Annotated in this window: 16 protein-coding genes; 7 read left to right on the top strand and 9 right to left on the bottom strand. The window is 38.4% G+C overall.

Annotated features, from left to right (window positions below; all coding sequences use genetic code 11):
• Window positions 1–57 precede the first annotated feature (57 nt).
• Together PQ578_RS06545 and PQ578_RS06550 are read left to right on the top strand one after the other, a co-directional pair.
• A complete protein-coding gene (locus tag PQ578_RS06545) occupies window positions 58–507 on the top strand; it encodes a hypothetical protein (protein WP_273832683.1) in 450 nt (149 codons plus the stop codon).
• A 96-nt stretch (window positions 508–603) separates the two neighbouring features.
• A complete protein-coding gene (locus PQ578_RS06550; protein WP_273832684.1) occupies window positions 604–1050 on the top strand; it encodes a hypothetical protein in 447 nt (148 codons plus the stop codon).
• 44 nt (window positions 1051–1094) lie between these two features.
• Here the strand turns inward: PQ578_RS06550 and hmpA are convergent, their stop codons facing one another.
• On the bottom strand, window positions 1095–2309 hold the full coding sequence (gene hmpA / locus PQ578_RS06555; protein WP_273832685.1) for an NO-inducible flavohemoprotein: 1215 nt from the start codon (window positions 2307–2309) through the stop codon (window positions 1095–1097).
• Between the two features lie 197 nt (window positions 2310–2506).
• Here hmpA and PQ578_RS06560 point away from each other — a divergent pair, with 197 nt between their 5' ends.
• The 4 genes from PQ578_RS06560 (at window position 2507) to PQ578_RS22555 (ending at window position 4363) form a co-directional block, all read left to right on the top strand.
• Complete coding sequence (locus PQ578_RS06560) at window positions 2507–2947, top strand: Rrf2 family transcriptional regulator (RefSeq protein WP_273832686.1); 441 nt, start codon at window positions 2507–2509, stop codon at window positions 2945–2947.
• Between the two features lie 54 nt (window positions 2948–3001).
• Window positions 3002–3160 (top strand): hypothetical protein, encoded by a 159-nt coding sequence (locus PQ578_RS06565; RefSeq protein WP_179886251.1) that lies wholly within the window; start codon window positions 3002–3004, stop codon window positions 3158–3160.
• Window positions 3161–3287: 127 nt separating this feature from the next.
• The gene (sigK, locus tag PQ578_RS06570; RefSeq protein ID WP_159783352.1) at window positions 3288–3995 is read left to right on the top strand and encodes an RNA polymerase sporulation sigma factor SigK; all 708 of its coding nucleotides are present in this window, start codon (window positions 3288–3290) and stop codon (window positions 3993–3995) included.
• 146 nt (window positions 3996–4141) lie between these two features.
• The gene (locus PQ578_RS22555) at window positions 4142–4363 is read left to right on the top strand and encodes a WYL domain-containing protein (RefSeq protein ID WP_489753145.1); all 222 of its coding nucleotides are present in this window, start codon (window positions 4142–4144) and stop codon (window positions 4361–4363) included.
• 112 nt (window positions 4364–4475) lie between these two features.
• Here PQ578_RS22555 and PQ578_RS06575 read toward each other — a convergent pair whose 3' ends face one another.
• Window positions 4476–5222, bottom strand: coding sequence for a GDSL-type esterase/lipase family protein (locus tag PQ578_RS06575; protein ID WP_273832687.1), 747 nt, complete (start codon window positions 5220–5222; stop codon window positions 4476–4478).
• A 114-nt stretch (window positions 5223–5336) separates the two neighbouring features.
• Window positions 5337–6455 (bottom strand): radical SAM/CxCxxxxC motif protein YfkAB, encoded by a 1119-nt coding sequence (yfkAB, locus tag PQ578_RS06580; protein WP_273832688.1) that lies wholly within the window; start codon window positions 6453–6455, stop codon window positions 5337–5339.
• A 187-nt stretch (window positions 6456–6642) separates the two neighbouring features.
• Between yfkAB and PQ578_RS06585 the strand changes: the two genes are divergently transcribed.
• Window positions 6643–6798, top strand: a complete 156-nt coding sequence (locus PQ578_RS06585) for a hypothetical protein (protein ID WP_168212300.1) — start codon at window positions 6643–6645, stop codon at window positions 6796–6798.
• A 40-nt stretch (window positions 6799–6838) separates the two neighbouring features.
• On the opposite strand, the gene mnhG is transcribed toward PQ578_RS06585, so the two are convergent.
• From mnhG to PQ578_RS06615, 6 genes are read right to left on the bottom strand one after another with little or no spacing between them, the layout of a single operon-like run.
• Window positions 6839–7204, bottom strand: a complete 366-nt coding sequence (gene mnhG, locus PQ578_RS06590; protein WP_337958005.1) for a monovalent cation/H(+) antiporter subunit G — start codon at window positions 7202–7204, stop codon at window positions 6839–6841.
• Window positions 7176–7466 (bottom strand): Na(+)/H(+) antiporter subunit F1, encoded by a 291-nt coding sequence (locus PQ578_RS06595; RefSeq protein ID WP_098444331.1) that lies wholly within the window; start codon window positions 7464–7466, stop codon window positions 7176–7178. The genes mnhG and PQ578_RS06595 overlap by 29 nt, the downstream gene beginning before the upstream one ends.
• Entirely contained in the window at window positions 7463–7939 is a 477-nt protein-coding gene (locus tag PQ578_RS06600; protein ID WP_098444330.1) for a Na+/H+ antiporter subunit E, read from the bottom strand. The genes PQ578_RS06595 and PQ578_RS06600 overlap by 4 nt, the downstream gene beginning before the upstream one ends.
• A 5-nt stretch (window positions 7940–7944) precedes the next feature.
• Window positions 7945–9426 carry a Na+/H+ antiporter subunit D gene (locus PQ578_RS06605; protein WP_273832691.1) on the bottom strand — a complete coding sequence of 494 codons (1482 nt, stop codon included), beginning with the start codon at window positions 9424–9426 and terminating at the stop codon, window positions 7945–7947.
• A complete protein-coding gene (locus tag PQ578_RS06610) occupies window positions 9419–9757 on the bottom strand; it encodes a Na(+)/H(+) antiporter subunit C (protein WP_098444328.1) in 339 nt (112 codons plus the stop codon). Before PQ578_RS06610 ends, PQ578_RS06605 begins: the two co-directional genes overlap by 8 nt.
• Entirely contained in the window at window positions 9757–12099 is a 2343-nt protein-coding gene (locus PQ578_RS06615; RefSeq protein ID WP_273832692.1) for a Na+/H+ antiporter subunit A, read from the bottom strand. The genes PQ578_RS06610 and PQ578_RS06615 overlap by 1 nt, the downstream gene beginning before the upstream one ends.
• Window positions 12100–12161 lie beyond the last annotated feature (62 nt).

A 12161-nucleotide genomic window follows, 5' to 3' on the forward strand; every position in this document is an offset into this window, starting at 1 on the left:
TTTTTTTGCGTATGAATAGATGAAACGTTCGATTTACATCACAAAGGAGTTTCGCATATGAAAGACGATTCTGGTGTACTTCATTCAATCGTAAGCAGGCTACAGGAACAGGCTAGCATGAATGTACCAATTCAACTAACAGACTATTTTCCTGGTGAACGATTAATAGGGGGAAAGTATTCGTTAGAAACGAATATGATCACGATTTATATGGAAGAGGTAAGGAAACAATGTATTCTTCTATTCGGTTCTGATGACCATTTGAATGACTATTTTACCGTGATAGTGGCGCACGAACTTGGTCACGCAGCTGACAAAAGTCTGGTCCTGTTAGCGAAACAGAGGTCAAGTACACGATGTGTAAACAAGAAGAGGCAGTTGTCGATCATCATAGAAGACAATGCCTGGAAATTTGCAATGAAACTGATTCCAGAGTTGTCTCATATTCTTGTTCCTGTGAGGAATCAATCAATGGACCTTTACAGGGAGAGAGAAATCATTCAGTAGAATAGACTTTTTTGAAAGGATATACAAAATCGTTCCACCTTGTTAATATAGGTAAAAACTATGATTATAGCCATCTCATTTAAAGGTGTGACGATCGTGAAGGTAATCAAAACGTATTATCCGAAAGTGAGAGCGATTGAACTGTTCATGTGTCTCGTCTACGTCATAGTCGTTTGCTTTGGTACCTTTTTATTGTGGGTTAAAGGTGATTTATCATTTGAACGCTGGCGAACATTCATGCTGATCGGCTTAATTTATGTGTTGTTTTGTATCTTTCTTAGCTTTTGTATTCGAACACAGCGAATTGAATTAACTGAGTATCGTATTGAACATAAACTACTTGGATTAAGTTGTCGAAGTGTTGCTTTTTCTTCTATGAAAAAAGTAATGTTTGGCAAAGTTAATGGCTCGCCCGTCGTTGCCATTATTAATGGAAACATGGAAAAACCAATTTTTGTGCCTTATCTTCCATTCGAAAAAGATTGGGAAGAGATTAGTTCATTTATTAAAGAGAGGAATCAAAAAGTTATTATTTCTATGTAAAGAAGCGCCCTCAAGGCGCTTCTTTATTCTTTAAATAGGTTTACTTATGACATAGCGGGTTCAAGCGCAACAGCAGGGCCAAAAAATTCGAAATGCATATTCTTTTCTTCTACACCGAGGTTTGTTAACGCAACTTTAATAGCTTTCATAAATGGAAGAGGTCCGCAGAAATAATACTGAGTCTCTACTTCAAGTGACAAGATTTCTTTTAACCAGTCGCTTGTGATAAAACCTTCTTTATCATAGCTCTTTTTATGAGCATCGTTTTCTGTCGGCGCTTCGTAACAGACGAAATAATCTAGAGAAGGGTGTTCAAGAGAGAGAACTTCACGGTGAAAAGCATGAACATTTCCGTTAAGTGCTGCATGAATAAATGTTGTTTTTCTATGTTGAAGCGCGCTGCTCTTTAGCATGCTAAGCATAGGAGTAATCCCTACACCACCACTCAATAGGACAATTGGAGCTGTTGACTTTTCTAAATAAAAATCTCCTGCTGGAGCAGTAACGGTAAGCTGATCGTTTACTCCGATATGATCATGCAAATAGTTGGAAACAATGCCATCAGGCTTTGCGGTGTTGGCTTCTTTTTTGACAGAAATTCTATAATAAGGTTTTCCGGGTACGTCTGAGAGACTGTATTGACGAATATGAGTATATGGATCATCTGGAATCGATACTTTTACACTAATATATTGCCCAGATTTGAAAGATGCAATTGGTTTTCCGTCAAGTGGCTTTAAGTAAAACGATGTGATAACGTCACTTTCCGGTTCCTTACGATCGACAACAAAAATGCGCTCCTGTTCCCAACCACCAGGCTGTTTTGCAGCATCTTGGTACATTTCTTCTTCTACTTCAATAAACACATTAGCAATCACCCCGTACGCTTCTTCCCATGCTTGAAGAATTTCTTCTGTAGCATCATCTTTTAAAACATCTTTAATGGCTTTCAATAAATATTCTCCTACGATTGGATAATGCTCTGGTTGAACCCCTAGGCTTCTATGCTTATGGGCAACCTGTTTTACAACGGGTAGAATCGCTTCTAATTGATCAATGTTTTTTGCTGCAGCATAAACTGCGTTCGCGAGAGCTTGCTGCTGCTTGCCTTGTTTTTGATTAGCATGATTAAAAATATTTAACAGTTCAGGATGGTTCGTGAAGAGCATGTTATAAAAGCGTTTCGTAATGTCAGTTCCGTGAATTTCTAGAACAGGTACAGTCGATTTAATCGTTGCTATTGTTTTGGGTGATAACATAAAAAACCCTCCAGTTTCATTAAAGATGTATTTTAAATATATCTTTATGTTACCGGTTATACCTCCCAAAAGCAATATCAAAAATGAATCTTTAAAAGATTGTTCACATCTTATCTAGAGCATTACATAACATTAAGTTTTCAATGATATGATAAAATAGACCTATGAACATAGGAGTGAAAAGAGGTTGAATGACCATGCGATTAACAAATTATACCGATTACTCTTTAAGAATGCTTATTTATCTTGGGAGTATGAAAAAAAATAACTTAGCAAGCATACAAGAAATTGCAGATGCTTATCAAATCTCAAAGAATCATCTAATGAAAGTCGCACATGAGCTTGGAAGAAAAGGATATATCGAGACAATAAGAGGGAGGAATGGAGGGTTAAGATTGGCCCAACTCCCTAAGGACATCAACGTTGGAGAAGTTGTTAGAAGTACCGAAGAGGATTTTAATTTAGTGGAGTGCTTTGATAAAGAAAACAATTCATGTGTAATCAGTCCTGCATGTCGTCTAAAACACGTTCTCCATTCGGCCCTGACAGCATATTTTGAAGTTTTAGATCAATATCAATTGGCAGATCTTATTGTAAATGATGAGATGCTTAGACAATTATTTGAGACGAATCGATAAGGTAGCAATCATTGTTTAGATGAATACACTGTCATATGAGGAGTGTGGCAGTGTATGGAATGGTTTGAACTAACGGGTGTTGGAGGAATTGTTGCGATTCTTGCAGTTATACGGATGAAATATGGTCGGTATTCAGCTCATCATCGCTATTTAAGGGAAGAGTTTATGTCTGAGAAATGGATAAAAGAAAAGAAGAGAAATCATGATGAGTAATGAGACGTTTCCTATCTGAGGGACGTCTTATTTTTTTGATTTAAAATTCCAGAAGGACAGACACGTGGGGGTAGGCAATTACATAAGCTTAAGATATAGTAACAGCCCATCAATGGGAGGTGAGTATGTGTCCTTACTGGCAGCACTTGCTTACGTTTGTAAGGAAGTTCTTTTCTTTGTCTCATTTGTAAAAAACAATGCCTTCCCCCAGCCACTTTCTAGAAAAGATGAAAGAAAGTATTTAGAATTAATGGCTGAAGGAGATGAAGATGCAAGAAATCGGCTCATTGAACACAACCTCCGTCTCGTGGCCCATATTGTGAAAAAGTTTGAAAATACTGGCGAAGATCCTGAAGATCTTATCTCGATCGGTACAATTGGTTTAATCAAAGCAATTGAAAGTTATTCAACAGATAAAGGCACAAAGCTAGCAACCTATGCAGCAAGGTGTATTGAAAACGAAATTCTCATGCACTTACGGGCTTTAAAAAAGACAAAAAAAGATGTGTCTCTGCATGATCCCATCGGTCAGGATAAGGAAGGGAATGAGATTTCACTTATTGACGTTTTAAAAGCAGAAACGGAAGATATTGTAGAGTTAATTCAACTTAATATGGAGAAAAAGAAGATCTATGAATACATTCATATTCTAGATGATCGAGAAAAGGAAGTCATTGTCGGACGCTTTGGTTTAAACCTTGAAAAAGAATTGACACAGCGGGAAATTGCGAGGCAGCTTGGTATTTCTCGAAGTTATGTTTCTAGAATTGAAAAACGAGCGCTAATGAAATTGTTTCATGAGTTTTATCGAAATCGAAAAGAAAGTGGTGCGTAACCCTGCTAAAAAGCGGGGTTTTTTTTAATTTAATCAGCCTAACTTCCAATTGGAAAAATAGAAAAATGTCAATTGATGCAATGTAGTGGTTAGGAACGTTTGTTTGGCATATGATAAGAACAAACGATCGTATGGGGGAGTGTCTCATGTATAAGAATATAAAAAACCACTTAAAACATCAGAAGAAAATAGAAATGATTTATGTATCTGGGCAAAACAAGATTACTAAGAGAATTGTTAGGATACTCTATGTAAACGAACAAGACATTATTGGGTATTGTTACTTAAGGGGGGATGTTCGAACATTTAAGGTTGAACAAATTCTAGCGGTAAACTCTTTTAAAGACTTCCAAAGTAAAAAGCAGTGAGGAGTAAAAAAAGAACTCCGAAGGTTTCCCTCCGAAGCATTTTAAGGTTGGTCTATTGTAGTTTAACACACAAAAGCGAAAAAGCAATAACGGATCGCTGAATTGTTGTGATTTACTTTTCAGCGGCTCCATTTGTATTGTACGTAGAAAGAATTTTTCGAGTCCAAATGCGATAACCTTCTCCATTGAGATGAAGACCATCGAACGTAAAATCTTTATTCAACTGCCCAAATTCGACTAGTTCTGGATAAATATCGATATATTGATAATCATACAGATTTGAGAGGTCTTCTAAACGCTTATTTAAATCACGAATTGTGGCGTTATTAAGAGGATGACCAGTTAATGCCGTGTTAACGGGGAACAAACTTTGAACGTACACCTTTGTATTAGGAGATCGTGTCTTCAGAATATCAAGAATCTGCTTGTAGTTTGTCTCAATTTTATTAATAGGCTGACCTGCAATCATATCGTTAATCCCAATTAATAAATACACCCGATCAGGTTTCGCTTTTACCACCTCATCGATTCGGTTAAGTACTCCCGTGGTTGTATCACCAGCAATGCCTCGATTTAATACCTCGTGGTCACTGAGAGCTTCTCCCCATTCATAATAATCAGTCAAGCTATCACCAAGGAAAATTGTCTCACTGTCTTTGTGAGTATAAGAGTCATATATGCTCTTTTTCGTTTGATAATATTTTGTATAGTACGTAATATTTTTCTTCTTGGACTCTGAATCGTTCTCGGGCATTTCGTTTGCGTTGGTTCTAAGAAAATCCGTTTGATTTTCAGCCAGCGCTAGTAAAATAGCTAGAGAACCGGCAACTAATACCAGAATCCATACTTTTTTCCTCACAAGTATCACACTCCTATAGATTACGATAGGTATTATACCCTATCTTCAACGAAGTGAAAGCTGAAATTGTGATTAGATACAAAAATGAGTAAAAAAACCCCCGAAATTGGAGGTTTAAAGAGAAAGATTTGTCTCTTTTTGTAAAAAGTCGATCTTTTTGTAATAGGCATCTTTAACAAGAAGGTTAGGACCTAGACATTTCACGGCTGGACAGTGGCAGCTTATGCTTTTAGCAACTTTACTATCTTGCCATTTTTGATAAGCGTCATTTAAATTTGTGTCTTTAATATTCCCGAGTGGAGGAGTGTCACCAAAATCAGTGACGATGATGTCCCCGTCAAATATGTTTAAGTTTAACCTTGAGCGACCATCTGGATCATTTCTAACTGTTACGTTTGGCTCAGCATATAATCTTTCTAGAAGTTTGAGATCTTCTGGATTTGAACTACACGGGTAGAATGGCAGTGTTCCAAATAGAAGCCAGACGTCAGGATCTCGGTTGTCTAATAGACGGTGTATTCCTTCTCGAATTTCATCCAATGAAGCAATGTCTAAATTAGAAGCAAAATCTGACGGGTACATTGGATGAATCTCATGTCTCTGACAACCCATCTCTGCAATTTGTTTATGAATGCTAACGATATTCGGAATTGTTCTGCGATTAATCATCGTCTCGGCTGAAACGATTACTCCTTTAGAAGTTAAATCTTTTGCGTTTTCAACCATGCGATGAAAATAGGACTCTCGTTGGGCGATTGAAGGTTTGCGATCCATTACTGCAAAACCAATGTCAGTAAAATCTTCAATACTTCCATAGTTATGAGAAATATGTAAAACATCCAAATAAGGTAGAATAAGATCGTATCGCTTTCGATCAAGCGTTAGGTTGGAGTTTATTTGTGTGCGTGCCCCTCGGTCATGGGCATATTTAAGTAGTGGCGCTACATATTGTTTCACTGATTTCATAGATAGCATCGGCTCGCCACCTGTAATGCTTAGTGCACGAAGTTTTTCCACTTCGTCTAGTCTACCAGTCAAAAGGTCCAGTGGAAGCGGATCAGGATCTTTTGGTTGAAGAGTATAACCAACTGCACAGTGCTCACAACGCATATTGCATAGTGTCGTTGTCGTTAGTTCAATATTAGAAAGTATCATACTTCCGTATTCTTCAACATCCATATAAGCTTCCCATGGGTCATATTTGGGTGTTATTGTTTTCATTGATGTTGTCATTGATATCGACCCCTTTTAGTAATTGCAAGGCTTCATACCCCTCCTAATTGTAGAGCATTAAGAAACGGATGAACAGCGGTAGTGATGAATTTAGAAAACTCCGCCAATGTCCATACATCCTATTCGAATCTTTCATAGACTATACTATCTACCAGAAGAATGTCTAAGGGAGAAAAGGAGGGGGCGTATGAGTTACGGCTATCCTGGCTGTGGATATCCCTATCCGCCATACCCATATCCATATCCAGGCTATGGAGGAGGGTACTTTGCTTTAATTGTTGTACTGCTTGTTTTATTGCTTGTGATTGGCGGCGGGTACTATTATTACGCAAATTATCGTTAATGAACGTTTTGTAAATGTGAAAAAGCAAGCACGATAGGGATTAACCCTTGTTCGTGCTTGCTTTTTTTTGTTGCGCTTTATCAAGATCATCTCTCGTTGTTTTATCCCATAGAGGGACTCCTTTTTGATAGGCAGCTCTTGAAATCATATGCCCAGAAACCGGTGCTGTCATAAGAATAAAGATAATCCCGAGAATGAGCTTACCGCTCACCATTTGTTCTTCGAAGATGAAGTAAAGGAAAGCTGCGATAAGAATTCCAGCTACTCCTAGTGTAGCACTTTTTGAAGCGGCGTGTAGACGAGTGTATACGTCAGGAAGTCGAAAAATTCCTAGCGCTCCAGAAAAAAGGAAAAACGTACCGATAACCATAAAAATGCTAATCACGACTTCTTTCAATGATAACACCCTTTTCTAAAAATTTAGCGATAGCTACTGTCCCTATAAAAGCAAGGATTCCAATGAGAAGAATAATATCATTGAAATATTCAGTTTCTAGTTTAATTGCTAGAATACCAGCTATTGCCATTAAATTAATGCCGATTGTATCTAGTGCAACTGCCCGGTCAGGATTTGAAGGTCCTTTTATGGCCCGATAAAGTAAAAACAAAGTGGAGATCGCAATGATGACGATACAGATCGTTGATACGGTAGATAAAAGAGAAGTCATCTTGTCACCTCCATAATCGCTTTCTCAAATGTTCCTTTAATTTCCTTAATGACTTCATCAGCATCAGGAGCATCCATCGCATGAATGTAAATGTGCATATTGTCAGGTGCAACTGATACCGTTAGTGTACCGGGAGTTAACGTGATTAGATTGGCAAGCATTGTTATTTCCCAGTTTGTGCGAACGTCAATAGGAACTTCAATAATACCAGGTTCCATTTTAAGCTTAGGACTGTATACGAGCTTAACGACTTGTACATTGGCCATTAACAATTCTTTAATAAACAAGAACAACAATTTAATAATTGCCCAGAGACGATAGAAATAAAATCGATCTGGAATAAAACGCTCCATTAAGAGGAGCAGCCCAATCCCAAATAAATAACCGATAAAAAATGTACTAAAAGAGTAGCTTTCAAAAAGAAACATCCAGAGAACGGCAATTATGAGATTAATGATAATTTGAATTGGCATGCCATCTACTCCTTCATGACGGATTCAATATAGTTTGCTGGATCAATCATTTGATCTGCAATAGTTTGGACAGTAGGGTAAATAAACTCTGCACCTAGTCCAAGGAATACGGTGAACACTAATAGAAAGGCAGCTGGCAAGATCTTACCTTTAATAGAATTTCCACTTTTTACATATTCCGATTTAGGCTCGCCCCAGAAACCATTAATAAAGATGCGAATAACAGATAAGAGAATTAAGAGACTTGTCACTAAGCCAATTACGCCAAGCACATAATGACCTTCTTCAAACGCTCCTCTTAGAATCAAAAGCTTACCGATAAATCCACTAAAAGGCGGTAACCCTGCAAGTGCGAGTGCACCAATGAAAAAGAGCCATCCAAGTAGTGGTTGGTTTTTAATAATGCCACCCATCTTTCTTAAATCTGAAGTGCCAGCATAAGCAACCATAGCACCTACAAGGAAGAAGAGCGCCGCTTTAATAATCATATCATGTAGGAGGTAATAAACAGTTCCTGCAAGTGCAGTAGCTGAGAAGACGCCAATGCCTAGAATCATATAGCCAACTGCCGGGATGATATTGTAGGCGATAATAAGTTGTACATTATTCGTAGACAAAGCTCCTATCACGCCAAATACAAGTGTAAAACCAGCCATAATAAGTAAAACTTGGTGCGTTACAGAAAGGTTATAGACAAAAATCAATGAGAAAACTCTAAGAATCGAGTAGACTCCAACTTTCGTAAGGAGTGCACCAAATAATGCTGAAATAACGGTCGGTGGAACAGTATAAGACTTAGGTAGCCAGAAATATAGCGGAAATAGTGCTCCCTTTGTTGCAAATACAATAAGGAGGAGTATAGCAATGGTTGTTAAGACACCATCTTGTTGAACTTCTCCTACACGTTCTGCCAGTTGAGCCATATTTACTGTTCCAACTACTGCATAAAGAAAAGATACGGTTGTAACAAAGAGCATTGAAGAGAACAAGTTGATAATAATGTATTTAAATGACTCTCTGAATTGTTCTTTCGTGCCTCCAAGAACAATTAACCCGTATGAAGCAATTAAGAGAACTTCAAAAAATACGAATAAGTTAAACAAGTCTCCTGTTAAAAAGGCTCCACTTACCCCTGCAATTAGAAGCTGAAAGAGCGGATAAAAGTAGTACCGCTCACGCTGTTCATCTAGTGATTTAAACGCATAGAAAGCACATGCAACCGAGATGATATTCGCTGTAACAACGAGTAGCATAGCAAGTGGATCAGCGACGAGAACAATGCCATAAGGCACTGTCCAATCACCTGCTTTTAGCACAATCGTTCCATTTTGAATAACGTTAAAAGCAATAATTGAAACAACTGCAAGATTTACTAGAACCATGATGCGGGTGATCAATCTTACAAGCGGTAACCGCTTATTCAAGAATACAAGAATGATTCCTGTTAAGAGCGGCAATAAAATTGGAAGTATAGCTAGGTTACTCATGGTCATTACCCCTCAATTTCTCCATATTATCGGTACCATTCGTTTGGTACGTCCGATACGCTAGCACAAGAAGAAATGAAGTCACACCAAAGCTAATAACAATGGAAGTTAAAATCAGGGCCTGGGGGAGCGGATCAGCGTAGCTCGTTACTCCCTCAGATAGAATTGGTGGTTTCCCACGATTCAACTTTCCCATCGTAATAATAAATAAGTGAGCCCCATGAGACAACAGTGCCGTACCGATAATGATTTTAAGAATTTGTTTCTGCAAAATCATATAAACCCCTGCAGTGAAAAGAATTCCTGCAAGCACAGACATGATGATTTCCATTAATCATTTCCCTCCTTCTTACCTGGACGAAGTTTGATCATTGTATAAATACCAAGAGCGGCTAGTCCAAGCACAAGGATTTCAAGCATCGTATCCAGTCCACGGAAGTCAACAAGAATCACGTTAACCACGTTATCTCCTCCGCCTAATTTATAAGAGTTCTTTAGGAAATAGTCGGAGATCGGTTCAAAAAGCTTTGTGCTATGAGAAGCGATACCTACCATTGTGACAAGAACACCGACTGAAATCGAAATAACCCAGTTAACGGCATTTGTGCTTTTGGACTCTTTCTTTTTATCAAAGTTAGGTAGGTGATAAAAACAAAGTAAAAACAGAGCAACAGTAACCGTCTCAACAATAAGCTGTGTTAGTGCGAGATCCGGTGCCCGGAAAAAGACGAAGAGAAGAGATAGTCCATATCCAACAATTCCAAGAACTAAAATGGCTGCAATGCGGTTTTTCATGAAAATCGTAGCGATGGCAGCACCCGCCATTACAATCGCAATCATTACTTCAGGTATAGCGATTGGTGCCAGGTCATCAAAGTTAATTTGAAAACCGCCAGTTACGCTCATTGTAATCCCAACTAAGGCAATGAAAAAGACGAAAATATAAATCATGTAATGACGAAGAGAACCAGTCATATAAACATTTGTTAATTTTCTTGAGCCGTTGATCAGTCCGTTTATGAGACCATCGTAAGCTTTTGCAGCAGATAATTTACCTGGTAACGCCTTGTAAACATGCTGCCATTTTTCTCGCGTAAGGTACAATGCAGAACCTAGAATGAGAACGGCTAGGCTCATATAAAGGGCCGGTCCGAACCCATGCCAAAATTTAATATGTGTCTCCCCGACGGAGCCATTAATGGCATCGACCATTGGCGATAGAAGTGCATGGCCAAATGCATCCGGGATAAACGCAATAATAATGACAAGCAAAACAAGTACTATAGGTGAAATAAGCATGCCAATTGGTGCTTCGTGCGGCTGTTTCGGTAATGTTTCCCTCTGTTTCCCGGTAAACGTACGGAAGAATAGCATGATGGAATAGACGAATGTAAAGATACTTCCACCAACAGCAAAATATGGGAAGAAAGGTGATACAGCCTCAACAATTGTAGAAGCATTTTCAAAATGAAGTGATGAATCGAAAAACATTTCTTTACTTAGGAAGCCGTTTAAAAATGGTAGCGGAAATCCGGCCATAGAGAACGTACCAAAGAAGGCTAATGTGGCCGTAATTGGCATGAATGTAAATAGTCCGCCGAGCTTTCTAATATCCCGCGTTCCTGTTTCATGATCAATAATACCCGCAACCATAAAGAGACTCCCTTTAAATGTCGCATGGTTTAAAATGTGGAATACAGCAGCAAGAATAGCTAGTTCTGTACCAAAGCCTAACATCGCCATGATCATTCCAAGTTGACTGATCGTAGAATAGGCAAGTATCGCTTTCAAATCGGTTTGCGTAACTGCCATATAGGATCCCCAGCATAGTGTGAGTAAACCAAAACCACTGACAATTAAAAAGAAAAGGTCTGTTCCAGCGAAGATAAGACTTAATCTAGCGACTAGATAGATACCTGCTTTAACCATCGTAGCTGAATGAAGAAAGGCACTAACTGGCGTTGGTGCTTCCATAGCATCAGGCAACCACGTATGAAATGGGAATTGAGCCGATTTTGTAAAGGCTCCAAGAAGTACAAGAATAAGAATAAATGGAAAGAGAGTTGAGTTAACAATCATTTCCCCATTCTCAATAATCCCTCGAATGCTTGCAGTTCCTGTAATGTCGGCCATTAATATAAAACCACCAAGCATCGCAAGACCACCGAATACAGTAATCATCATGGACTTGAGGGCACCAGAAGTCGATTTTTCTCTTTGATACCAGTAGCCGATAAGTAAAAATGACGAAATGCTTGTTAGTTCCCAGAATGTGTAAAGAACAAATAAATTATCCGATAACACAACCCCAAGCATAGCTCCCATAAACAATAGGAGATAAACATAAAAATGGCCAAGTTTTTCGGCTTTACTTAAATAATAGATGGAATATAGAACGACAAGAGATCCAATTCCAGTGATCAAAAGCGCGAAAAACAGGCCAAGACCATCGATATAGAATGTAACGTTCACTCCAAGTGATGGAATCCACTCAAACGTTTTTAGTGTATGTACACCCTGCATAACTCCCTGTATAAACGTAAGAAAATACCCGAATAGAAGAATCGGAACTAAAAGAACAAACCATCCTAAATGGACTTGTTTCACGCCCCGATAAAGCAACGGGATGAAAAACGCTGCCAGAAAAGGTAGCAAGACAGCTGCATGAAGCATTCTACAAAAACCTCCCCACTAATGCTCAATATGATAAAAGTTCAAATGAACTCATATTGCAA

Origin of the sequence: Guptibacillus sedimenti, from assembly GCF_028610665.1 — a bacterium.
Taxonomy (GTDB): domain Bacteria; phylum Bacillota; class Bacilli; order Bacillales; family Guptibacillaceae; genus Guptibacillus; species Guptibacillus sedimenti.

Excerpts from the sequence above, each read along its gene's own strand:
- PQ578_RS06610 (WP_098444328.1), bottom strand. The coding sequence starts at position 9,757 with ATGGAAATCATCATGTCTGTGCTTGCAGGAATTCTTTTCACTGCAGGG.
- PQ578_RS06615 (WP_273832692.1), bottom strand. The coding sequence starts at position 12,099 with ATGCTTCATGCAGCTGTCTTGCTACCTTTTCTGGCAGCGTTTTTCATC.
- PQ578_RS06585 (WP_168212300.1), top strand. The coding sequence starts at position 6,643 with ATGAGTTACGGCTATCCTGGCTGTGGATATCCCTATCCGCCATACCCA.
- PQ578_RS06600 (WP_098444330.1), bottom strand. The coding sequence starts at position 7,939 with ATGCCAATTCAAATTATCATTAATCTCATAATTGCCGTTCTCTGGATG.
- PQ578_RS06560 (WP_273832686.1), top strand. The coding sequence starts at position 2,507 with ATGCGATTAACAAATTATACCGATTACTCTTTAAGAATGCTTATTTAT.
- PQ578_RS06565 (WP_179886251.1), top strand. The coding sequence starts at position 3,002 with ATGGAATGGTTTGAACTAACGGGTGTTGGAGGAATTGTTGCGATTCTT.
- hmpA (WP_273832685.1), bottom strand. The coding sequence starts at position 2,309 with ATGTTATCACCCAAAACAATAGCAACGATTAAATCGACTGTACCTGTT.
- PQ578_RS22555 (WP_489753145.1), top strand. The coding sequence starts at position 4,142 with ATGTATAAGAATATAAAAAACCACTTAAAACATCAGAAGAAAATAGAA.
- PQ578_RS06595 (WP_098444331.1), bottom strand. The coding sequence starts at position 7,466 with ATGACTTCTCTTTTATCTACCGTATCAACGATCTGTATCGTCATCATT.
- PQ578_RS06605 (WP_273832691.1), bottom strand. The coding sequence starts at position 9,426 with ATGAGTAACCTAGCTATACTTCCAATTTTATTGCCGCTCTTAACAGGA.
- yfkAB (WP_273832688.1), bottom strand. The coding sequence starts at position 6,455 with ATGACAACATCAATGAAAACAATAACACCCAAATATGACCCATGGGAA.
- PQ578_RS06545 (WP_273832683.1), top strand. The coding sequence starts at position 58 with ATGAAAGACGATTCTGGTGTACTTCATTCAATCGTAAGCAGGCTACAG.